Here is a 21,295-nt window from a genome sequence, read left to right on the forward strand (position 1 = left end):
GTTCAGTGCGGCCATGTGTCGAGTCCGCCCAATGTCTTGAGGGCATCGAAATCCGCGTCACGGTGCAGCAACGTATGGCCCTGGGTGATGCAGTAGCTCGCCAGCAGCACGTCGACGGGGCTGCGCACGGTGCGGCCCGACCTGCGCAAGCGCTGGTACAGCGCAGCCGCGTGCAGCGCGTTGTCCAGTCCGCCGATGTCCACGACTTCCAGGGCCAACAACAGGTCACGGGCCCGGATCTGTGCCTGGACGGTGGGGAAGCCGCGCACCACCTCGAACACCACCAGGTCCGCCACGCCGAGGTCCGGTGCACCGTCCAGGCCGGCGAGCCAGCGCCCAAACTGGTCGGACTGCCGGTTGGCAGTGCCCCGGAAGTGATCGATCAGGACGCTGGCGTCGACCAGGATCATGTTCACCGACTCCGGGCACGCCGCGGGGTGCTCCTGGCGGGCGGCGTCACCGTGTACGGCGCAGCCACTTCCTGCACGGCCTCGGGCGCGAGAGGCTGCTCCGCCTGCGCACGTGCCCAGGCCTCGTCGGAATCGTCCCAGAAGAGGGTGCCACGGGCCGCCAGCAAGGCCGCATACGCCTTCTTGCGCTTGAGCAGGCGCAGGCCCTCCTCGACGGCTTCCTTCTTGGTCTTGTAGTCGCCGCTGGCCATCACGTCGGCCATGAGCTGGTCGTCGATCACGATGTTGGTCCGCATGGCTGTTGCCCTCTTTGTGTATGAAAAAATGAAATCATACACATCACATCCGGAACACGCCGAACCTCGCCTCCGGGATCGGCGCGTTCAGGCTGGCCGACAGGCCCAGCGCCAGCACGCGGCGGGTATCGGCCGGGTCGATCACGCCGTCGTCCCACAGGCGGGCGCTGGCGTAGTAGGGATGGCCCTGGACCTCGTACTGCTGGCGGATCGGGGACTTGAAGGCCTCTTCCTCCGCCGCCGACCAGCTGCCGCCCTTGGCCTCGATGCCGTCGCGCTTGACGGTGGCCAGCACGCTGGCGGCCTGCTCGCCGCCCATCACGCTGATGCGCGCGTTCGGCCACATCCACAGGAAGCGCGGGCTGTAGGCCCGGCCGCACATGCCGTAGTTCCCGGCCCCGAAGCTGCCGCCGATGATCACGGTGAACTTGGGCACGTTCGCGCAGGCCACCGCCGTCACCATCTTGGCGCCGGCTCGGGCGATGCCCTCGTTCTCGACCTTCTGGCCGACCATGAAGCCGGTGATGTTCTGCAGGAAGACCAGCGGCACCTTGCGCTGGCAGCACAGTTCGATGAAGTGGGCGCCCTTGTTGGCGCTCTCGGTGAACAGGATGCCGTTGTTGGCGACGATGCCCACCGGCATGCCCTCGATGTGGGCGAAGCCGCAGACCAGGGTGCTGCCGTAGCGGGCCTTGAACTCGTCGAACTCGCTCGCATCGACGATGCGGGCGATGATCTCGCGCACGTCGAAGGGCTTGCGGGTGTCGGTCGGGATGACCGCCAGCAGCTCGGCCGGATCGTGTTTCGGCGCCCGCGGCGGCACGGTGCGCAGCGCGATGTCCTTGCGCCAGTTCAGGTTGGCGACGATCTGGCGGGCCAGCGCCAGTGCGTGCAGGTCGTTGTCGGCCAGGTGGTCGGCCACGCCGGACAGGCGGGTGTGGACGTCGCCGCCGCCCAGGTCCTCGGCGCTGACGACCTCGCCGGTGGCGGCCTTCACCAGCGGCGGACCGCCCAGGAAGATCGTGCCCTGGTTCTTGACGATGATGGTCTCGTCGCTCATCGCCGGCACGTAGGCACCGCCTGCCGTGCAGGAACCCATCACCACGGCCACCTGCGGCACGCCCTGGGCGCTCAGGTTGGCCTGGTTGTAGAAGATGCGGCCGAAGTGGTCGCGGTCCGGGAAGACATCGTCCTGGTTGGGCAGGTTGGCCCCGCCGGAGTCGACCAGGTAGATGCAGGGCAGGCGGTTCTGCTGCGCGATCTCCTGCGCCCGCAGGTGCTTCTTGACCGTCAGCGGGTAGTAGGTGCCGCCCTTGACGGTGGCGTCGTTGCAGACGATCACGCATTCGACGCCACTGACGCGGCCGATGCCGGCGATGACGCCCGCCGCCGGCGCGGCGTCCGAGCCGTCCTTCTCGGCGTAGACGCCCATCGCGGCCAGCGGGGCGATCTCCAGGAAGGGCGTGTCCGGGTCGAGCAGGCCCTCGACGCGGTCGCGCGGCAGCAGCTTGCCGCGGGCCAGGTGCTTGGCCCGCGCGGCCTCGCCGCCGCCCAGCGCGATGCGCGCGAGCTGCCGGTTCAGGTCATCGACCAGCGCACGCATCGCGGCGGCATTGGCCTGCGCTTCGGCCGAGCGGGGGTTGAGCTTGCTGAAGAGGGTGGCCATCTCAGCAGGTCTCGGCAAACAGCTCGCGGCCGATCAGCATGCGGCGGATCTCGCTGGTGCCCGCGCCGATCTCGTAGAGCTTGGCATCGCGCCAGAGCCGGCCGGTGGGGTATTCGTTGGTGTAGCCCACGCCACCGAGCGCCTGGATCGCCTCGCCGGCCATCCAGGTCGCCTTCTCGGCGGTGTAGAGGATGACGCCGGCGGCGTCCTTGCGCAGCGTGCGGGCATGGTCGCCACGGTCGCAGGCCTGCGCCACAGCGTAGGCATAGGCGCGGCAGGCCTGGTAGGTGCTGTACAGGTCGGCCAGCTTGCCCTGCATCAGCTGGAACTCGCCGATGCTCTGGCCGAACTGCTTGCGCTCATGCACGAAGGGCACGACCACGTCGAGGCAGGCGGCCATGATGCCCAGCGGGCCGCCGCTGAGCACGACGCGCTCGTAGTCCAGGCCGCTCATCAGCACCTTGGCGCCGTTGCCCTCCCCGCCCAGCACGTTGTCGACCGGCACCTCGCAGTTGTCGAAGAACAGCGGGTAGGTGTTGGAGCCGCGCATGCCGAGCTTGTCGAGGTGCTCGCCGCGGCTGAAGCCCGCAAAGGACTTCTCGATCAGGAAGGCGGTCATGCCGCGCGCGCCCATCTCCGGGTCGGTCTTGGCATAGACCACCAGCGTGTCGGCGTCGCCGCCGTTGGTGATCCACATCTTGCTGCCGTTGAGCACATAGCGGTCGCCGCGGCGCTCGGCCCGCAGCTTCATGCTGACGACGTCGGAGCCGGCGCCGGGCTCGCTCATGGCGAGCGCGCCGACCTGGGTGCCGGCGATCAGGCCTGGCAGGTAGCGGCGCTTCTGGTCCTCGGTGCCGTTGCGGTTGATCTGGTTGATGCACAGGTTGCTGTGCGCGCCGTAGCTCAGGCCGACCGAGGCGCTGGCGCGGCTGATCTCCTCCATCGCAACCATGTGGGCCAGGTAGCCCATGCCGGTGCCGCCGTGCGACTCGGGCACGGTCAGGCCGTGCACGCCGAGGTCGCCGAGCTTCTTCCACATGTCGGCCGGGAACAGGTTGTCGCGGTCGATCTGCGCGGCACGCGGGGCCAGCTCGTGCTGGGCGAAGTCGCGCACGGCCTCGCGCAGCGCGGCGATGTCCTCGCCATGGTTGAACTGGAACGTGGACTCGAACATGCGGTGTCTCCTGTGCGCCAGCGGCGGTGATCGCCAAACTTGAGCATGACTCAATACAAACCCTGATGCCGCAACCCAAGAGCCTGCAGCGGTCGCCAATCTAGCAGCAGGACGGATGCCGCACAAGCATTTTTGAGTGATACTCAATTCATGCCGGACGACAGCCCCACCACCGCCCAGCGTGCGACCCGTCGTGCGCCGGCCAGCGCCAAGAGCGAGCAGCGCATCCGCGACATCCTCCGCGTGGGCCGCGAGGTCTTCGCCGAGAAGGGCTACGAGCGCGCCACGACCACCGAGATCGCGCAGCGCCTGGGCATCAGCGAGGCCACCGTCTTCACCTACTTCCGCGGCAAGCGCGAGCTGTGCGTGCGCGTCATCAGCGACTGGTACGACGAGATCATCGCGGCGATGGAAACCGGCCTGCCGCGCGACGAGCCGATCCGCGTGCAGCTGCATTTCCTGATCCGCACCCACCTGCACCTGTTTCTGGTGCAGGGCACGGGGCTGTGCGCGCTGGTGCTGTCCGAAGGCCGCTCGAAGGGCGGACCGGGCCAGGAGCTGGCCGACAGCTTCCTGCCGCTGCAGCGCCGCTACACCGCGCCGCTGATGGACCTGCTGGCGCGCGGCCAGGTCAGCGGCGAGGTCCGCGCCGACATGCCGTTGCGCACGCTGCGCGCGCTGGTGCTCGGTCCGATGGAGCACCTGCTGTGGGAGGTCATCGCCCAGGGCCGCACGCCCGACATCGACCGGGCCGCCGCGCAGCTGGTCGACCTGCTGTGGTCGGCGCTGGCCGCCCCGGAAGCCGAGCTGGCCGCACTGCGCCAGTTGAGGGCCGACCTGGCGGCTGCGCTGGCACGCGCCGCCTGAGTCGACAGGCCGCCACAGACCCGACCACGGGCAGGGTTAAGCCACCGGTCCTTGCCGCCCTTGCCGGGCGGTGGCAACCATGCGCGACTACCCGCACAGGAGGACCTCCGCATGGAAGCGCACCACCACACCCTGGGTCAGCTGTTCGCGCAGCTGGGCCTGCCCGAAGACGCCGCCTCGATCGACGCCTTCATCGCCCGCCACGCGCCCTTGCCGGGTCATGTGACGCTGGGCGAGGCGCCGTTCTGGAACGCGTCGCAGGCCGAGTTCCTGTGTGGCGAGCAGGCCCGCGATGCCGACTGGGCCGAGCTGGTGGACACGCTGGACGTGCTGCTGCGCCAGCCGGCCAGCTGAGCCGCTGGCCGAGGATCCATCTCAGCCAGCGACCGGCAGGGCGCCGCGGGCGGCCTCGGCGCGACGTTCGCGCCAGCGCCGCTGCCACAGGCCGATCTGGCGTTCGAGCGCGTGTGCGCAGGCCAGCGTCAGGGCCCAGGTGGCGATCAGGCCGAGCAGGTTGACCTCCAGCGAGTCGGGCGCCAGCGTCGTCACCAGGGCCGCCACGGCCAGGCTGAGCGGGTAGTGCAGCAGGAAGACCGCATACGACAGCCGCGCCAGCCAGGCGGTCAACGCGCGGACCGGCTGGCGGTCCAGGCCCAGCCACGACAACCAGGCCGGGCTGACCACCAGCAGCACCGCGACGGTGCCGGCCAGCGCGATGCGCGAGCGGAAGTCCACCGCCAGCGCGCCCGCGACCAGCACGCACAGCGCCGCGACGCCCAGGCCGCGCCAGGTCGGCTGGCTCATGCGGCCCAGCCAGTGCGCCAGCACGCCCAGGCCGTAGGCGCCGAAGAAGTACGGCGCCCACGCATCCCAGCCCTGCAGTCGGTTGAAGCCGTAGAGCGAGGCGGCCACCAGCGCCGACATCGTGCAAACCACCAGCAGCGCCCGGCTGCGTTCGGAAACCCGGCCCAGCAGCGCGGTGGCGGCGCCGAACAGCGCCAGTCCGCCATAGAGCTGCAGGTCGATGGCCACATACCAGAGGCCGGCCGACAGGGCCTCATGCCCGGTCACGTCCTGCAGGAACAGCAGGTTGGCGATCAGCTGGACGGCGTGCGGCAGCGGCGGCGTGTCCGGGTCATCGAACCACACCCGCGCGACGGCGGCGGTCACCAGCACCAGCGCGATGGCCAGCCAGTAGACCGGCGCGAGCCGCAGCACCCGCTGCCACAGCACGCGCGGCAGCGCCTGGGCGCGCACCCGACCGGCCGCGCCAGGCGTGGGCATCAGCGAGCGCGCCGCCAGGTAGCCGGCGATCACCAGGAAGACCTGCACCGCCAGCCGCGCCGGATCGGCCAGCCAGGCCCACAGGTCGGGCGCGAGCGGCTGCACCTGACGGCTCATCGGGCCGTAGATGACGAGGTGATGGGCAACGATCAGCTGGGAGGCCAGCGCCTTGGCGGTGTCGATCAGGGTCGACGGCAGGGCGGTGGCACAAGGCGCCGGTCGAGCGGAAGGCGCCGCGACCGACGGGCTCGGGGTACTGCTGAGTGACATGACGCGGGCGGCTGGCGACCGATGCCGGCGGGATGCCAGGCTGAGACGGTTGCAACAACGGCGCTGCTGCAGAAGCGGCGGAGTGTACGAGGGTAAACACGGGGCCGGACCGGTGTGGCCGACCGGTCCCCGCGTTCCGGTGGCCCGATCAGCGCGGCTTGCTGCGGTCCTCGACCGGTGCGGGCGCCTGGCCGCCGCTGCTGCCGGCACCGTCACCGCTGCCGACGATCTCCTTCTTGGCCGCCCGGTAGCCCGAGCTGGCTGCCGATCCGACGGCCTTCGCGCCGTCCTTGGCCAGGCCCCAGGCCTCCTTGGCGGCGGAGGCTGCGGCACCGCCGACGCCCTTGGCGCCCTCGGCCACGGCCTTGCCGGCGGTCTTGGCGTCGCGGGCGATGGCACCGCCGGCCTCGCGGGCCTTCTCGCCAATGCCGATGCCAGGGCCGCTGGAAGCGCTGTCCGAGCCTGCGGCGGACTGGCTCCAGGCCGGCGCGGCCAGGCCCAGTCCGGCCAGACAGGCGAGCGCGGCCAGCGTGGCCCGTGCATGCCGGCCACGCCGGTGCGGGGCGGAGACGTTCGTTCGGGACGGGGTCGATCGCAGCTGGAGGTTCATCACGGCAGGGCTTCTTTCAGGGGACGGGATCATCGGCAGGCCGCTCAGGCAGCGTCAAGGCAGTCGACCGGCTGCCGCGGTGTCGGGTTGTGACCGGTCGACCGGGCAACGGGTTCCTGCGGGCCTGCAACGGGCGGTGACGGGATCTCGCCGACCGGGCCGACGGCGCCGGCGGTTCCGAGCCAGCCGCGCCGCAGGATGGGCTCGATCGCGCGGGGGTCGGTGACGGTGCGCAGCTCGTCGAAGGCCGCCTGCGCCTCGGGGTGGACGCGGCGCAGCAGGTTGAGCCACTGCTTGAGCCGGCCGGCCCGGTGACGCGGCGCGACGCGCGGTTCGGTCAGTTGCCAATGGACACCGATCAGTGGCTCCAGCGTGGCCCAGTCGCAGCCGGCGGGCTGGCCGGCCGAGGCGTGCCATGCGGGCGCGACCGCCGCCCGCACCGCCCAGGCCAGGCCCGGGTCGGCGACGATGCCGCGGCCGAGCATCAGGTCGGCGCAGCCGCTTTCGCGCTGGCAGCGCAGGGCGTCGTCGACGTTCCAGATCTCGCCGTTGGCGACCACCGGCACGGCGACCGCCTCGCGCACCTCGGCGATGCGGTCCCACCAGGCCGGTGGCCGGTAGCCCTGCGCCTTGGTGCGGCCATGCACGACCAGTTCGCTGGCGCCGCCCGCGACCAGCGCCCGGGCGCAGTCCAGCGCCAGGCGGTCGTCGGCATAGCCCAGGCGCATCTTGGCCGACACCGGCAGGTGGGCCGGCACCGCGCGCCGCACGGCGGCCACCAGCGGGGCGAGCTGTTCGGGGTCCTGCAGCAAGGCGGCACCGCCGCCGTGGCGGTTGACGACCGCCGCCGGGCAGCCGAAGTTCAGGTCGACACCCTCGGCGCCCATCTCGGCCAGCCGACCGGCGTTGTCGGCCAGGCAGGCGGCGTCCGAACCGAGCAGCTGCGGCCGCACCGGCACGCCGGCGGTCGTCCGGCTGCCGTTGGCGAGTTCGGGCACCACCCGCAGGAAGGCCCGCTCGGGCAGCAGCGTGCCGGTCACGCGGATGAATTCGGAAACGCAGCGGTCGACCCCGCCGACGCGGGTCAGCACGTCGCGCAGCGGCGCATCCAGGAGGCCCTCCATCGGGGCGAGCAGCAGTCTCATCGGGAAACGTTCGGATTCATCTGAGGCGAGGCGGGATTGTCGTCGCGGGTCGGCTCGCTACAGTGCCGGCATGACGAACCCCCTTCGACACCCCGTGGTCCGCCAAGGCGGCCTGATCGGCGCCCTCGCCCTGCTGCTGGGTGCCTGCGCCAGCGCGCCGGTGCGCAGCGCCGACCGGGCGGCGTCGCTGCTGCCGCGCATCGAGCAGGCCATCGGCACGCCCAGCTGCCAGCAGGACAGCGACTGCCGCACCCTGCCGATCGGCCAGAAGGCCTGCGGTGGCCCGGAAGCCTTCCTGCCGTGGTCGACCCGCACGGTCACGACCCCGGCCCGGCAGGACGCCCTGGCCGCACTGGCGCGGGAACATGCCCAGGCCCGCGAGGCCGAACACCGTGCCAGCGGCCGCATGTCGACCTGCAACGTCCTGGCCGACCCCGGCGCCAGCTGCCAGGCCCGGCGCTGCGTGCTGCGCGAGGCGCCGGCGCTCGATCCCTCGCAGATCCCGCGCTGAACGACGTCGACTCGGACGCTCGGCAGTTGCCTCAGAAGCCCGAACCCGGCTGCTGGAGGAACTCGAGTTCCTCGGCCGTGCTCTGCCGGCCCAGCACGGCGTTGCGGTGCGGGAAGCGGCCAAAGCGGGCGACGATGTCGTGGTGCCGACGGGCCCAGTCGACCAGGCCGGCGAGTGCCGGCTCGTCGCGCGCCAGCTGCGTGAACAGCGCCATCGCGCAGCGCTGGGCCACCAGCGATTCGGCGTGCTCGAAGGGCAGGTAGACGAACTGGCGCTCGACGCCCAGCAGGGCGCGGTCCAGGCCGGCACCGACCAGCCGACCGGCGATGTCCAGCGCACGGGCATCGCCGTCGAAGGCACGCGCATCACCGCGATAGAGGTTGCGCGGGAACTGGTCCAGCACGATCAGCAAGGCCAGCGCCGGGCGGGCATCGCCGGACTCGGTGCGTTCCCAGTCCAGCAGCCCGCCGGCCAGGGCCGCCTGCACCAGCGCGCCGAAACGCTCGGCGATCAGCGCGTCGAAGGCCGGATCCTTGCGGAACCACTCGACACGGGTCCGGCCATGCGACGGCGAATCGGGCGAGCCGAACCAGAAATCGAGCACCTCCTGGGCGGAGGCGAGGTGGGACGAGACGGGAGACATGGTGTCGAACATCGGGGCGCGGGGGTCGGTCGGCCGCCAGTGTGCCCAAGCCGGACCCGGGCCGTCAGCCCCGATCCGGGCGTGGGGTCAAGCGCGACGGCCCGGTCGAGAACGGTGCCACGCAGGTCGCCACGGTGACGTTACCGCTGGAAAAAGTCGTCCGGCAGACGCAGCCGGCGCGGGGCGTGATCCGCACACCTCCAAGGCGTCACCGGCGTCAGCGGCGTCAGCGACCCTTCCTGCGCGCGCCGCCGGTCTCGCGCGGCGGCAGGCCGGTGTGCTGGGTCAGGAGGCGACCGCGCACCGGACCGGCCTTGGCCTGAACCGCCTTGACCGGGGCGGCCTTGGCCTGCGCCGGCTTGCCGACCGGCGCACCGCCTTGCCCCGCACCACGCGCCTGCGGCACGATGACCTTGGAGGCCGCGCCCGGCGGGGTCGAGTTCTTGCGGCGCGGGCTCTGGTAGCCGCCGCCGGTGGCCGGCTGCCAGGTCGGGATCAGGTGGTGCTTGCCGTTGCCGATCAGGTCGGCCCGGCCCATCTCCTGCAGCGCCTCGCGCAGCAGCGGCCAGTTGTTGGCATCGTGGTATCGCAGGAAGGCCTTGTGCAGGCGACGCCGGCGTTCGCCGCGCACCACGTCGACCTTCTCGCCCTTGCCGGCGACCCGGCTGATGCCCTTGAGCGGGTTCAGGCCGGAGTGGTACATGGTCGTCGCCGTGGCCATCGGGCTCGGGTAGAAGGTCTGCACCTGGTCGGCGCGGAAGCCGTTCTGCTTGAGCCACAGCGCGAGGTTCATCATGTCCTCGTCGGTGGTGCCGGGGTGGGCGGCGATGAAGTACGGGATCAGGAACTGCTGCTTGCCGGCCTCGGCGCTGTACTTGTCGAACAGCTGCTTGAAACGGTCGTAGCTGCCGATGCCCGGCTTCATCATCTTCGACAGCGGACCTTCCTCGGTGTGCTCCGGGGCGATCTTCAGGTAGCCGCCGACGTGGTGCTGCACGAGTTCCTTGATGTACTCGGGCGAGCGCACCGCCAGGTCGTAGCGCAGGCCCGAGCCGATCAGGATCTTCTTGATGCCGCGCAGCGCGCGGGCGCGCCGGTAGATCTGCACCAGCGGACCGTGGTCGGTGTCGAGGTTGGGGCAGATGCCCGGATAGACGCAGCTCGGCTTGCGGCAGGCCGCCTCGATGGCCGGGCTCTTGCAGCCGATGCGGTACATGTTGGCGGTCGGCCCGCCGAGGTCGGAGATGACGCCGGTGAAGCCCTTGACCTTGTCGCGGATCTCCTCGATCTCGCGGATCACCGAGTCCTCGCTGCGGCTCTGGATGATGCGGCCCTCGTGCTCGGTGATCGAGCAGAAGGTGCAGCCGCCGAAGCAGCCGCGCATGATGTTCACGCTGAAGCGGATCATTTCCCAGGCCGGGATCTTGGTCGCGCCGTCGTGGCCGCCGTGCTCGTCGGCATAGGCCGGGTGCGGGCTGCGGGCGTAGGTCAGGCCGAAGACCCAGTCCATCTCGGCGGTGCTCAGCGGGATCGGCGGCGGGTTGATCCAGACGTCGCGCGCGGTCGGGCCGTCGCCGTGGCGCTGCACCAGCGCGCGGGCGTTGCCAGGGTTGGTTTCCAGGTGCAGCACGCGGTTGGCGTGGGCATACAGGACCGGGTCGCTCTTGACCTGCTCGTAGGCCGGCAGGCGGATGACGGTGCGCTCGCGCGGCGGCATCGAGATGCGGCCGGTCAGCACCGCCGAGGCGCGCGGTCCGGGGATGAAGGTGATCGGGCGGACCTCGCCCTGCGCGGGCGCGGACGCGTTCGCCGGTGCGGCGACGGCATCCGCTTGCGCCTCGCCGTCTTCCTTCGCGCAGGTGCTGCCCTGCGCGGCGGCCTGCTCGGCGGTGGTCTGGTAGGGGTTGATGTGGCTGTCGATGCGGCCGGGCTGGTCGACGTCGGTCGAGTCCAGCTCGAACCAGCCAGCGGCGTCCGGGTCGTCGCTGCGGCGCACGAAGGCGGTGCCGCGCACGTCGGTGATGCGGCGCACCGGCTCGCCGGCGGCCAGGCGGTGGGCGATCTCGACGATGGCGCGCTCGGCGTTGCCGTACAGCAGCAGGTCGCACTTGGCGTCGACCACCATCGAGCGGCGGACCTTGTCCTGCCAGTAGTCGTAGTGGGCGATGCGGCGCAGGCTGGCCTCGATGCCGCCCATCACGATGGGCACCACGGGATAGGCTTCCTTGCAGCGCTGGGCGTAGACCAGCGAGGCCCGGTCGGGCCGCTTGCCGCCGACGTTGCCGGGCGTGTAGGCGTCGTCGCTGCGGATCTTCCGGTCGGCCGTGTACCGGTTGATCATCGAATCCATGTTGCCGGCCGTGACGCCCCAGAACAGGTTGGGCTTGCCCAGTGCCTTGAACGGGTCCGCGCTCTGCCAGTCGGGCTGGGCAATGATGCCGACGCGGAAGCCCTGCGCCTCCAGCACCCGTCCGATCACGGCCATGCCGAAGCTCGGGTGGTCGACGTAGGCGTCGCCGGTGACGACGATGACGTCGCAGGAATCCCAGCCCAGCGCGTCCATCTCGGCGCGGTTCATCGGCAGGAAGGGCGCGATGCCGAAACGCTTGGCCCAGTAGGGCCGCCAGGCCGTCAGCGGCTTGGCCACCGGCATCGCGGCGGGGCCGGACGGCGCGCGCGGGATGGCCGTGGGGTTGGCCAAGGGCGTGGCGGTCGGGGCGTTCTGGAGGGCGGAGTCGGTCACGGGCGTCGATCAGGCGAAAGGCAACCCGTGATTGTCCGCGCAGCCGCTGCGGTCGACCAAGGCCGGGTCTTGTCCCTCGCCCGTGGCGGGGATTCGCCCTCGGGGATCAGTGCAGGTCGCTGAGCTGGACCGCCGGCGTCGCGTACTCGCGGCCGACCAGCGACTGGGCCCGGCGGTAGGCCAGCCGGGCGCGCTCGCTGAGGTGCTCCTCGCCGACGCGGCCCTGCGCGTCGCAGGGAAAGCTCAGGCCGCGACCGCTGTCGTACAGCGACTGGAAGCGGATCTCGTAATGGGCGCCGACGGCGGCGTCGCGGGTGGCGTGGCTCATGCTGAGGACCTCCGGACTGGCTTGCGGGACTGACCAGGAAACGGCTGGACGTGAAGGTTCGATGACCCATCGTGCCGCCGCACCGTCGCCGGCAAAACCCGGAAACGAGGGGTCTCCCGGCCCCAATCCGGCAAGCTCGCCGCGGTCCGTGACGCTTTGCCCGGACCTGAGCCCCGTCAAGCCGGAAGCCTGTACCGGTCGTTCAGCTGACCGGCGCTGCCAGGCTCGGCAAGGCCGGCTCGACGGGTTCCTCGTCGACGTCCGGCGCCAGGAAGCCGCCGCTCTGGTGCGACCACAGCCGGGCGTAGATGCCGCCGCGCGCGAGCAGCTCGTGGTGGCTGCCCTCCTCCACGATGCGCCCCTTGTCGAGCACGATCAGCCGGTCCATCGCCGCGATGGTCGACAGGCGGTGCGCAATGGCCACCACCGTCTTGCCCTCCATCAGCTGGTAGAGCGTGGTCTGGATGGCCGCCTCGACCTCGGAGTCCAGCGCGCTGGTCGCCTCGTCGAGCAGCAGGATCGGCGCGTCCTTGAGCATCACCCGAGCGATCGCGATGCGCTGGCGCTGGCCGCCCGACAGCTTGACGCCACGCTCGCCGACATGGGCGTCGTAGCCGCGCCGGCCCTTCGGGTCGGTCAGGCTGGCGATGAACTCGTCGGCCTGCGCGCGCCTGGCCGCCGACACCATCTCGACATCGCCCGCATCCGGGCGCCCGTAGAGGATGTTGTCGCGCACCGAGCGGTGCAGCAGCGAGGTGTCCTGCGTGACCATGCCGATGTGCTCGCGCAGGCTGTCCTGCGCCACGCCGGCGATGTCCTGGCCGTCGATCAGGATGCGCCCGCCACGCAGGTCGTGGAAGCGCAGCAGCAGGTTGACGATGGTCGACTTGCCGGCGCCCGAGCGCCCGACCAGGCCGATCTTCTCGCCCGGCCGGATGTGCAGGTCCAGGCCCTGCAGCAGCGAGGGCGAGCTGCCGTAGCCGAACTCGACCGCCTCGAAGCGGATCTCGCCGCGCGGCACGTCCAGCGGCCGGGCGTCGGGCCGGTCCAGCACCGCGTTCGGACGGGTCAGCGTGGCGATGCCGTCCTGCACCGTGCCGATGTGCTCGAACAGCGAGGCCACTTCCCACATCACCCAGTGCGACATGCCGTTCAGGCGCAGCGCCATCGCGGTGGCGGCGGCGACCGCGCCGATGCCGACCTGGCCCTGCGTCCACAGCCACAGCGCGGCGGCGGTGGTCGACAGGATGAACAGCATGCTCAGTGTGTGGATGCCGACCTCGAAGCCGCTGACCAGCCGCATCTGCGCGTGCACCGTCTGCATGAACTCCTGCATCGCCGAGCGGGCGTAGCCGGCCTCGCGCTGGGCATGCGAGAACAGCTTGACGGTGGTGATGTTGGTGTAGGCGTCGGTGATGCGCCCGGTCATCAGCGAGCGCGCGTCGGCCTGGTTCTTCGACACCCGGGCCAGGCGTGGCACGAAGAACTTCACCGCCAGGCCGTAGGTCAGCAGCCAGCCGGCGAAGGGCAGCAGCATGACCGGGTGGAAGCCGCCGACCAGCAGCGCCATCGTGACGAAGTAGATCGTCACGAAGACGAGGATGTCGGTGACGATCAGCACCACGTCGCGCACCGCCAGCGAGGATTGCATCACCTTGGTCGCGACCCGGCCGGCGAACTCGTCCGAGTAGAAGGCCATGCTCTGGCCCAGCATCAGGCGGTGGAAGTTCCAGCGCAGCCGCATCGGGAAGTTGCCCGACAGCGTCTGGTGCTTGAACAGCGTCTGCAGGCCGACCACCAGCGGGCTGGCGACGATCACCGCCAGCAGCAGCAGCAGCTCGCCGCGCGCCTGGGTCCATAACTGGTCAGGCGGGACGGCACCGAGCCAGTCGACCACCCGGCCGAGCATGCCGAACAGCAGTGCCTCGAAGGCGCCGATCAGCGCGGTGCAGACGGTCATCCCCAGCACGAAGCGGCGGGTGCCCTCGGTGCTGGACCAGATGAAGCCGAGGAAGGAGGTCGGCGGCGGGACCGGCCGCGTATCCGGGTAGGGATCGACCAGGCGCTCGAAAAAGGCGAACAAGGGGGTGCTCCAGAAGGCGCGGACCGGAGCCGGCTGCGCGAAGTCGCGGATCGTAGACGCAGCGCGACAGGTCGTCGCGAGGACTTCCGGAAACCCCGAAAGCGCCGCTCATGGGCTTGCGCTACAACCCAGGCCGACCCGCAGCCGACCCACGACAGGAGCATCCATGGGACAGACCATCACCTTCCAGCGACCCGACGGCCAGAGCGTCTCGGGCTACTTGGCCGAACCCGCCGGCGCCAGCGCCGCCACGCCCGCCGTGGTCGTGATCCAGGAATGGTGGGGCCTGAACGACCAGATCCGCGGCGTGGCCGACCGCCTGGCCGCCGCCGGCTACGTCGCGCTGGTGCCGGACCTGTACCGCGGCAAGTCCACCGTCGAGGCCGAGGAGGCCCACCACCTGATGGACGGCCTGAACTTCGGCGACGCCGCCTCGCAGGACATCCGCGGCGCCGTTCAGCACCTCAAGGCCAGCGGCCGCCAGGTCGGCGTGACCGGCTTCTGCATGGGCGGCGCGTTGACCGTGCTGTCGCTGTGCTTCGTGCCCGAGATCGATGCCGGCGCGATCTGGTATGGCCAGCCGCCGCTGGAATACGTCGACGCCACGAAGATCAAGGTGCCGGTGCTGGGCCACTGGGCCACGCAGGACCAGTTCTTCGCGCCCGACACCCTGCCGCCCTTCGAGGCCAAGCTGCGCGAGGCCGGCGTCGCCTTCGAGTTCCACCACTACCTCGCCCAGCACGGCTTCGCCAACGAGACCGCCGTCGGCCCGAACCGCATCCCGCAGGTCCAGTACGACCCGGCCTGGGCGCAGATGGCCTGGGACCGCACGCTGCGGTTCTTCGGGCGAACGATCGGTTGATCCGCCCCTGGGCCGGCCTGCGCGGAGGCGCCGGCATGGCCGGTCCAGCAGGTCCAGCAGGTCCAGCCGGATCCATCCACCACGCAGGAGACATGCATGCACATCAAGAACGCCTGGTACGTCGCGGCCAGTCCTGACGAGATCGATGGCCAGCCGCTCGGCCGGATGATCTGCGGAGAACGCATCGTGTTCTACCGCGGGCCGCAGGGCCAGCCGGTGGCGCTGGAGGACTGGTGCCCGCACCGGGGGGCGCCGCTGTCGCTGGGCCGCGTCTGCGAAGGCCGCCTGAGCTGCGGCTACCACGGCCTGGAGATGGGCTGCGACGGCCGCACCGTCGCGATGCCGGGCCAGCGGGTGCGCGGTTTCCCGGCCATCCGCGCCTTCCCGGCGGTCGAGCGCCACGGCTTCATCTGGGTCTGGCCCGGCGACGCCAGCCAGGCCGACGCGGCGCTGATCCCCGACCTGGCCTGGGCCAGCGACCCCGAGTGGTGTTTCGGCGGCGGCCTGTACCACGTCGCCTGCGACCACCGCCTCATGATCGACAACCTGATGGACCTGACGCACGAGACCTACGTCCACCAGGGCAGCATCGGCCAGCCCGAGATCGACGAGACGCCCTGCAAGACCAGCGTCGACGGCGACACCGCCACCACCTCCCGCTTCATGGACGGCATCCAGGCGCCGCCGTTCTGGCGCATGGCGATGCGCGCGCACGGCCTGGACGACAGCCAGCCGGTCGACCGCTGGCAGGTCTGCCACTACAGCCCGCCCAGCCACGTGATGATCGAGGTCGGCGTGGCCCTGGCCGGCCGGGGCGGCCGCAACGCGCCGCGCGACCAGCGCGCCTCGGCCATCGTGGTCGACTTCATCACGCCGGAGACCGACACCAGCATCTGGTACTTCTGGGGCATGGCCCGCAACTTCCGGCCCGAGGACGAGGCCCTGACCGCCCAGATCCGCGAAGGCCAGCGCAAGATCTTCGGCGAGGACCTGCAGATGCTCGAACGCCAGCAGGCCAACCTGCTGAGGTGGCCCGACCGGGACCTGCTGCGGCTGAACATCGACGCCGGCGGCGTGCATGCCCGCAAGGTGATCGCCCGGCGCGTGGCCGAGGAACAGGCGGCGGCGGCGGCGGCGGCGGCTGCAGGTGCGTCAGCGGCCGACGCGACCCGATCGCCCACCCCGTCCGGAGCCTGACGCGATGACGGCCTCTTCTTTCCGCGCCGCGACGATCGCGGTGCGCGTGGCCCGCAAGACCGTGCTGGCCGAGGACATCTGCGGCTTCGAGCTGGTCGCGGCCGACGGCGGCGCCCTGCCCGCGGCCAGCGCTGGCGCGCATGTCGACGTCCACCTGGGCGACGGCCTGACGCGGCCCTACTCGCTGTGCCATGACCCGGCCGAGACCGGCCGCTACCGGCTGGGCGTGCTGCGCGAGCCGGCCTCGCGCGGCGGCTCGGCGGCGATGCACGGGCGCATCGCCGAGGGCGACATCCTCCAGATCAGCCCGCCGCGCAACCTGTTCGCGCTGGCCGAGCCGCTGGCCGCCGGACGTCACCGGCTGCTGGCCGGCGGCATCGGCATCACGCCCATCCTGGCGATGGCCCATGCGCTGCACCGGGCCGGCGCCGACTTCCGGCTGCACTACACGGCACGCTCGGCCGCGCGCATGGCCTTCCGCGACGAACTGGCCGCCGCGCCCTGGGCCGACCGCATCAGCCTGCACCTGGACGACGGCCCGGCCGAGCAGCGGCTCGATCTGGCAGCGCTGCTGGCCGACGTGCGCCCCGGCGATCACCTCTACGTCTGCGGCCCGGCCGGCCTGCTGGCGGCCACCCGAGCCGCCGCGACGGCGGCCGGCTGGGCCGAGGCGCAGGTCCACGTCGAATCGTTCACCGCCACCCCGGTCGTGACCGACGCGGCGGCCGGCAGCTTCGAGGTCGAACTGGCCCGCTCCGGCCGCGTCATCACCATCGCAGCCCACCAGACCGTCCTGCAGGCCCTGCACGCGGCTGGCTGCGACCTGCCCAGTTCCTGCGAACAGGGCATCTGCGGCACCTGCCTGACGCCGGTGCTCGCGGGCATCCCGGACCACCGCGACCAGTACCTGGAGCCCGACGAACAGGCCGCCAACGACCAGTTCCTGCCCTGCTGCTCGCGCGCGAAGACGGCCCGGCTGGTGATCGACCTGTGAAGGTTGCGGGAGCCATCGCCGTCATCGGGGATTGGCCTGCCCGGAGGGACTCGAACCCCCGACCTGCTGCTTAGAAGGCGGTGATGGATTCCTTTTTCATCAATGCCTTACGTGCGAATCACCTACCCACGCACGATTCAGCAGGATGCGTCGTCATCGCATGAATTCGGCGACGGGTAGGTGAAAAGTGGCGGCGCAGCAGCGCCTCTGCGGGCTATGCGGGGTCCGACTTGCCCTTGGCCGGGCCATCCTGCGATGCGGGCTTGCTCGTCTCCTTGCCCAGCAGATACCCGGCGATCGTTCCGAGCAGGCCCATCACCGGAGCGATCTGGTTGTTGTCGTAGCCGGCCACGATCAGGAAGACCGAGACGATGACGATGAGCACGGTGCCGAAGATCCGCAGCACCGACTCGGAACTCTTGCCGATGCGGATCAGGTAGGTGACCAGCAGCAGCACGAAGACGCCGAAGATCAGGACGACGGAACTCATCGTCATGGCGCTTTCGGCGGTCCACCAGGTCGGCTTGTAGGCACGGCCCTGGACCTGCGACGGATCGACCGCCTGCTGGACCGTCGTCGACGACTCGACCACCTTCTTCTGCGCGGCGATCCTGGCGTCGATCTCTGCAAGGCTTTCGGCCATGGCTATTTGCTCCCGCTCGAACTGGACAGTTGGAGAACCTGCGCCTTCTCTTCGAGCAGATTGTTCAGCGCCGTCTGATTCTTGATCTTGAGTTTCAGGTCATCGACCTTGTTGCAGTCCGACAGGCCGATCCCACCCAGCGGACCGCTGGCAGGGACCGCAGGTTCATCCTCTGCGGCATCCGAGGATTTCGCGGAAGGGGCGGCAGCCTTCTTCTTGGATGGTTTCTTGGCCGTCTTGGAGCCGTCCTCCAACAGCTCCAGCTTCCTTTCCAGCAGTGCCGTCAACTCCTGGAGCGACTCATACTGCTTCTGGAGAATGCCGCCCTCGACACGGCATTGGGCTGCCTTGTCCTCGGTGAGATTGCCGCGCATGAGCAGTTGCTCGTTCTTGCTCGCGGGGACCAACTCAGGTCGCCGGTCAAGCATGCCCTTGTGCAGATGGATCGGGCTGTCCGGAGGAAGCCGCTCCGCGTTGAAGCGTCCGGGCAGCGACTGCGCACCCGCCCAGGGCGAGACCATGAACATGACGGCAAACACCAGCACGGTTGCACGCATCGTCGACCTCCTTGAGCCTCTGGCTGCCGATCGTGTCCATGCGGTCAGCGCAAGTCAATCGTCAAACGGAGGGACGCCTCGCCCCGGAAGACCTCGGTTCAGCAACACCGCCTCCGCTTCCCGCCGCCTCACCAGCCCCGGCAGCACCCTGCCCCCTCCCCTGACCCACTTGCGCAGCTCATCGGCCGCACCGGCCATGTCGCCTTCGCGCAGCCGGCGCCGCAGCGTCGAGCCGGCCAGGCGGGTCAGGCCGAGGTTGTAGGCAAAGTCGGCGATCGCCGCGAGCGGGTCGCCGCTCAGGCCGGGGCACAGGCGGGTCGTGCCCGTCGTGCAGACGCCTGCATCGGCCAGCAGCCGGGCATCGGCCTGTGCCTGGGTCCAGACGGTGCCGGGGCCGACGTCCGGGCCCGTGCTGCCCCAGCCGCAGGTCCAGATGCCGGCGGGGCACGTGTAGGCCACCAGGCGGCAGCCCTCGAAGCGGCGGATCAGGGCCAGCAGCGCGCCGGGCACGCTGGCCGGCGCCAGGTCAGAGCCGGCCACGGCGCAGCGAGCGGTCGACGAACCAGAAGGCCATGATCGACCCGATGACCGCGCGGTCGAACTCGGTGACCAGCAGCGGCGCGATGCCGGCCATGCCGGCACCGGACTGCCAGGCCAGCATGATCGTGACGGCCTTCGCGAGGGTGTAGAGCACGATGCACCACCAGTAGGTCAGCACCGGCCGCACCGACCGGCTCAGGCGGTCGGACCAGCCGCCGCCCTTGCCGCCCTCCAGGCGCAGCGCCTCGGCCAGCGCGGCCAGCTCGCCGGAGTCGGCCGCGACCGCGCCCTGGGCATGCACCAGGTCGATCTGCTGCGTGGCCCGCGCCTGGTCGATCTGGAGCTGCAGGCGGGTCATCTCCAGCTCGTGGGCATGGTCGTCGCGGGCCTGCAGGCGCTTGAGGAACTCCGGCGCCAGGCGCAGCAGGCCGCCCAGCATCAGGCTGATCAGTTCGAGCATCGTCGTCTCCTGTGTCAGTGCCCGGCCGGCGGTCGCCCGCCGTGCGTCAGCGCGTAGATCACCGCCCAGATCGCCATGCCCGCCGCCGCGAGCTTGCCGACGACGGTGACGAGTCGGCCGATCCAGCCGGTGACGCGGAAGAAGCCGCGGGCGGCTTCCAGGATGGACCGGATCTCGGCGGTATCCGCCGCGCTGCTGGCGTGCAGCTGCTCCAGGCGGTCGAGCCGCTGTTCGAGCGTGAGGGCTTGGGTGGCATCGGTCATGCGGCCTCCTCGGGCATCACGAAGGCGGGCAGCTCCGCGATCAGCGCCTCGATGCTGGCCGGCATCTCGCGCGAGCCCGCCACGACGGTGGCGCGGATCTCGTAGGCGGCCGCATAGACGCGGGACCGCCACGCCCTCAGCGCCCGGCCCTCGGCCTGGTAGCGCGGCACAGCCGGCTCGTCGGCGTAGCTCACGGCGGTGACGATCGAGTCGTAGCCCAGCGTGCGGGCCTGGTCGTTGATCCAGCGGTCGATCGCGGCCTCGGCCTGAGCGAGGATCTCGGCCAGCGTCGAAGCGTGAGGCTCGACGGGATCGGCCATGGGCAGCGTCTCGACCTGCCAGGACGTGCCGTCCCATCGCGCGATCTCGTGGTCGCCGAGCGGCGGCGGCGCGTCTTCCACGCAGCCGGCCGGAATGAGCCAGACACCGGGCTCCAGCGGCGATTCATCGGCCTGGATCGGTCCGGTGTACTGGCCCGCAGCGTTGGTTTGGTAGACGACTTTCATGGTGACTCCCGGTCAGTACTTGATGCAGGCCAAGAGCGCCACGTTGCGGGGCCGCGTTTCATTTCCGCCGGTTGCCTCTGTCCACGCTGTCGTTGCCGCCGGTGCGCCGCCGACAGTGACACGGCCGGTACCCATCTCCTGGTCATTGGTCAGGATGTTGTGTGCGTGCGATTGAATCTCATACAACTGAAAAGATCCCCGCACGCGTCCAGCATCCACACTGCGCCCGTCGTCCCACCCCCGCAGAAACTCGCCACGCAAATCGGGCAGGGTAAAGGTCGTGCTGCCGTCTCCCGCACCGAATGTCGTGCTGATCGATGCGAATAGGTCGGCATACGTCGTGCGCGATACCGCCGCGCCGTTGGCCTTGAGCCATCCCGACGGAGCGGCTGCATGACCGAAGTGCATGATGGCTCCGGGCGGAAAGATCGACGTCGCCAGTGTCCTGGATCGCTGCGCCAGCAATGATCCGCCGGACACGATGTACGAGGACACTCCCGTACCCATGATCTCAGCCGAATCACCGGGATTCAGGGCGACCGAGGCGGCGGAGCCGATCCCGCAAGTCCAGAACAGATCATCAGGGTCCACGCTCTTGATGGTGATCTTGCCGCTGCTGGTGTTCAGGAACGTAAATGTTCCTCCCGACATCAGCGTCGCGCAGCTCGGCAGATTGAGCGTGATACCTGCTGTATCGCACCAGCAGAGGTACCCGGCCTCACTCGTCGACATGTTGCGTGAGGTCTGCGGCATCAATTCGCCAAGAAAGCCGCGAGAAATGTTTCGCGCAAACTTCGTTGTGGCCAGTGAATCGGAGTAGTTCGATTCCGACTGAGTCGTTGCGGTCAGTGCCGGCGGCATCGTCAGGCCGATTGAATAACTCGAGAACGTGCCCTCTCCGCCTGTCGCGGTGACGTTGACACTCAGCGAACCCGTGACGGCGTTGTACCCCCGCACCTGCCCGATCATGTAGTTCGCTGGCGTCGCCGTGCTGGCGATGTAGAGCCAGGCGCCCACGGCCCATGATTTTCCCGTGCTCGCGGCGAGGCTCTTGATGCCCGTGCCGATCGTCACGCTGTCGACGGTCGCCGTCCCGACATGCACGCTCGCCGTGAGGCTGGATTCCAGCGCGTTGGCCTGGTTGACGAAGGCCGGCAGGGCCTTGAACAAGGCGTCGGCGCGGGCCGAGAAGTTCGCGGGGTCGGTGCGGCTGGGTGCCGCCGGGAGTGCGGTGATCGGCATG

24 protein-coding genes are annotated in these 21,295 nt (G+C 70.3%); 6 read left to right on the top strand and 18 right to left on the bottom strand.

The features are described from left to right. Positions 1–2 precede the first annotated feature (2 nt). Genes vapC through Q8X39_RS06685 form a run of 4 tightly spaced genes read right to left on the bottom strand, consistent with a single transcriptional unit; the run spans position 3 to position 3,546 of the window. Positions 3–410, bottom strand: coding sequence for a type II toxin-antitoxin system VapC family toxin (vapC, locus tag Q8X39_RS06670; RefSeq protein ID WP_305748876.1), 408 nt, complete (start codon positions 408–410; stop codon positions 3–5). 2 nt (positions 411–412) lie between these two features. Next, positions 413–706 (bottom strand): type II toxin-antitoxin system VapB family antitoxin, encoded by a 294-nt coding sequence (locus Q8X39_RS06675; RefSeq protein WP_305748877.1) that lies wholly within the window; start codon positions 704–706, stop codon positions 413–415. Between the two features lie 43 nt (positions 707–749). Continuing rightward, positions 750–2,372 carry a carboxyl transferase domain-containing protein gene (locus Q8X39_RS06680; RefSeq protein WP_305748878.1) on the bottom strand — a complete coding sequence of 541 codons (1,623 nt, stop codon included), beginning with the start codon at positions 2,370–2,372 and terminating at the stop codon, positions 750–752. A gap of 1 nt (position 2,373) precedes the next feature. Continuing rightward, positions 2,374–3,546, bottom strand: coding sequence for an isovaleryl-CoA dehydrogenase (locus Q8X39_RS06685; protein WP_305748879.1), 1,173 nt, complete (start codon positions 3,544–3,546; stop codon positions 2,374–2,376). A gap of 150 nt (positions 3,547–3,696) precedes the next feature. On the opposite strand from Q8X39_RS06685, the gene Q8X39_RS06690 reads away from it, so the two are divergent. After that, positions 3,697–4,413, top strand: coding sequence for a TetR/AcrR family transcriptional regulator (locus Q8X39_RS06690; RefSeq protein ID WP_305748880.1), 717 nt, complete (start codon positions 3,697–3,699; stop codon positions 4,411–4,413). Positions 4,414–4,524: 111 nt separating this feature from the next. After that, positions 4,525–4,767 (top strand): DUF2789 domain-containing protein, encoded by a 243-nt coding sequence (locus Q8X39_RS06695; protein WP_305748881.1) that lies wholly within the window; start codon positions 4,525–4,527, stop codon positions 4,765–4,767. 21 nt (positions 4,768–4,788) lie between these two features. Here the strand turns inward: Q8X39_RS06695 and Q8X39_RS06700 are convergent, their stop codons facing one another. The 3 genes from Q8X39_RS06700 to Q8X39_RS06710 all read right to left on the bottom strand — a co-directional run bounded on the left by Q8X39_RS06700 (position 4,789) and on the right by Q8X39_RS06710 (position 7,722). Beyond that, on the bottom strand, positions 4,789–5,967 hold the full coding sequence (locus tag Q8X39_RS06700) for an acyltransferase family protein (RefSeq protein ID WP_305748882.1): 1,179 nt from the start codon (positions 5,965–5,967) through the stop codon (positions 4,789–4,791). Between the two features lie 148 nt (positions 5,968–6,115). Further along, the gene (locus tag Q8X39_RS06705) at positions 6,116–6,577 is read right to left on the bottom strand and encodes a hypothetical protein (RefSeq protein ID WP_305748883.1); all 462 of its coding nucleotides are present in this window, start codon (positions 6,575–6,577) and stop codon (positions 6,116–6,118) included. A gap of 44 nt (positions 6,578–6,621) precedes the next feature. Beyond that, positions 6,622–7,722 carry a tRNA dihydrouridine synthase gene (locus Q8X39_RS06710; RefSeq protein ID WP_305748884.1) on the bottom strand — a complete coding sequence of 367 codons (1,101 nt, stop codon included), beginning with the start codon at positions 7,720–7,722 and terminating at the stop codon, positions 6,622–6,624. Between the two features lie 94 nt (positions 7,723–7,816). Between Q8X39_RS06710 and Q8X39_RS06715 the strand changes: the two genes are divergently transcribed. Then, the gene (locus Q8X39_RS06715) at positions 7,817–8,233 is read left to right on the top strand and encodes a hypothetical protein (RefSeq protein ID WP_305748885.1); all 417 of its coding nucleotides are present in this window, start codon (positions 7,817–7,819) and stop codon (positions 8,231–8,233) included. 31 nt (positions 8,234–8,264) lie between these two features. Here the strand turns inward: Q8X39_RS06715 and Q8X39_RS06720 are convergent, their stop codons facing one another. From Q8X39_RS06720 to Q8X39_RS06735, 4 genes are all read right to left on the bottom strand, one after another. Continuing rightward, positions 8,265–8,888: a DUF924 family protein gene (locus Q8X39_RS06720; protein WP_305748886.1), complete on the bottom strand. Its 624-nt coding sequence runs from the start codon at positions 8,886–8,888 to the stop codon at positions 8,265–8,267. A gap of 214 nt (positions 8,889–9,102) precedes the next feature. Further along, entirely contained in the window at positions 9,103–11,529 is a 2,427-nt protein-coding gene (locus tag Q8X39_RS06725) for a YgiQ family radical SAM protein (RefSeq protein WP_305749284.1), read from the bottom strand. Positions 11,530–11,725: 196 nt separating this feature from the next. Further along, complete coding sequence (locus tag Q8X39_RS06730; protein WP_305748887.1) at positions 11,726–11,947, bottom strand: hypothetical protein; 222 nt, start codon at positions 11,945–11,947, stop codon at positions 11,726–11,728. A 202-nt stretch (positions 11,948–12,149) separates the two neighbouring features. Then, positions 12,150–14,030, bottom strand: coding sequence for an ABC transporter ATP-binding protein (locus tag Q8X39_RS06735; RefSeq protein WP_305748888.1), 1,881 nt, complete (start codon positions 14,028–14,030; stop codon positions 12,150–12,152). Between the two features lie 166 nt (positions 14,031–14,196). Between Q8X39_RS06735 and Q8X39_RS06740 the strand changes: the two genes are divergently transcribed. The 3 genes from Q8X39_RS06740 to Q8X39_RS06750 all read left to right on the top strand — a co-directional run bounded on the left by Q8X39_RS06740 (position 14,197) and on the right by Q8X39_RS06750 (position 17,083). Further along, entirely contained in the window at positions 14,197–14,892 is a 696-nt protein-coding gene (locus Q8X39_RS06740; protein WP_305748889.1) for a dienelactone hydrolase family protein, read from the top strand. 96 nt (positions 14,893–14,988) lie between these two features. Continuing rightward, positions 14,989–16,089 carry an aromatic ring-hydroxylating oxygenase subunit alpha gene (locus Q8X39_RS06745; protein WP_305748890.1) on the top strand — a complete coding sequence of 367 codons (1,101 nt, stop codon included), beginning with the start codon at positions 14,989–14,991 and terminating at the stop codon, positions 16,087–16,089. A 4-nt stretch (positions 16,090–16,093) separates the two neighbouring features. Continuing rightward, positions 16,094–17,083, top strand: a complete 990-nt coding sequence (locus Q8X39_RS06750) for a PDR/VanB family oxidoreductase (protein ID WP_305748891.1) — start codon at positions 16,094–16,096, stop codon at positions 17,081–17,083. A gap of 214 nt (positions 17,084–17,297) precedes the next feature. Here Q8X39_RS06750 and Q8X39_RS06755 read toward each other — a convergent pair whose 3' ends face one another. Genes Q8X39_RS06755 through Q8X39_RS06785 form a run of 7 tightly spaced genes read right to left on the bottom strand, consistent with a single transcriptional unit; the run spans position 17,298 to position 21,294 of the window. Beyond that, positions 17,298–17,726 (bottom strand): hypothetical protein, encoded by a 429-nt coding sequence (locus Q8X39_RS06755; RefSeq protein ID WP_305748892.1) that lies wholly within the window; start codon positions 17,724–17,726, stop codon positions 17,298–17,300. 2 nt (positions 17,727–17,728) lie between these two features. Next, positions 17,729–18,283, bottom strand: a complete 555-nt coding sequence (locus Q8X39_RS06760) for a hypothetical protein (protein WP_305748893.1) — start codon at positions 18,281–18,283, stop codon at positions 17,729–17,731. Between the two features lie 54 nt (positions 18,284–18,337). After that, positions 18,338–18,823 (bottom strand): lysozyme, encoded by a 486-nt coding sequence (locus tag Q8X39_RS06765; protein WP_305748894.1) that lies wholly within the window; start codon positions 18,821–18,823, stop codon positions 18,338–18,340. Continuing rightward, on the bottom strand, positions 18,810–19,283 hold the full coding sequence (locus Q8X39_RS06770; protein WP_305748895.1) for a hypothetical protein: 474 nt from the start codon (positions 19,281–19,283) through the stop codon (positions 18,810–18,812). The genes Q8X39_RS06765 and Q8X39_RS06770 overlap by 14 nt, the downstream gene beginning before the upstream one ends. Before the next feature lie 14 nt (positions 19,284–19,297). Then, positions 19,298–19,546, bottom strand: a complete 249-nt coding sequence (locus Q8X39_RS06775) for a hypothetical protein (protein WP_305748896.1) — start codon at positions 19,544–19,546, stop codon at positions 19,298–19,300. Continuing rightward, positions 19,543–20,052 carry a hypothetical protein gene (locus Q8X39_RS06780; RefSeq protein WP_305748897.1) on the bottom strand — a complete coding sequence of 170 codons (510 nt, stop codon included), beginning with the start codon at positions 20,050–20,052 and terminating at the stop codon, positions 19,543–19,545. The genes Q8X39_RS06775 and Q8X39_RS06780 overlap by 4 nt, the downstream gene beginning before the upstream one ends. 12 nt (positions 20,053–20,064) lie before the next feature. Next, positions 20,065–21,294, bottom strand: a complete 1,230-nt coding sequence (locus Q8X39_RS06785) for a phage tail protein (protein ID WP_305748898.1) — start codon at positions 21,292–21,294, stop codon at positions 20,065–20,067. Position 21,295 lies beyond the last annotated feature (1 nt).

It is taken from the genome of Leptothrix discophora, from assembly GCF_030705305.1.
In the GTDB taxonomy this organism is placed as follows: domain Bacteria; phylum Pseudomonadota; class Gammaproteobacteria; order Burkholderiales; family Burkholderiaceae_C; genus Sphaerotilus; species Sphaerotilus discophorus.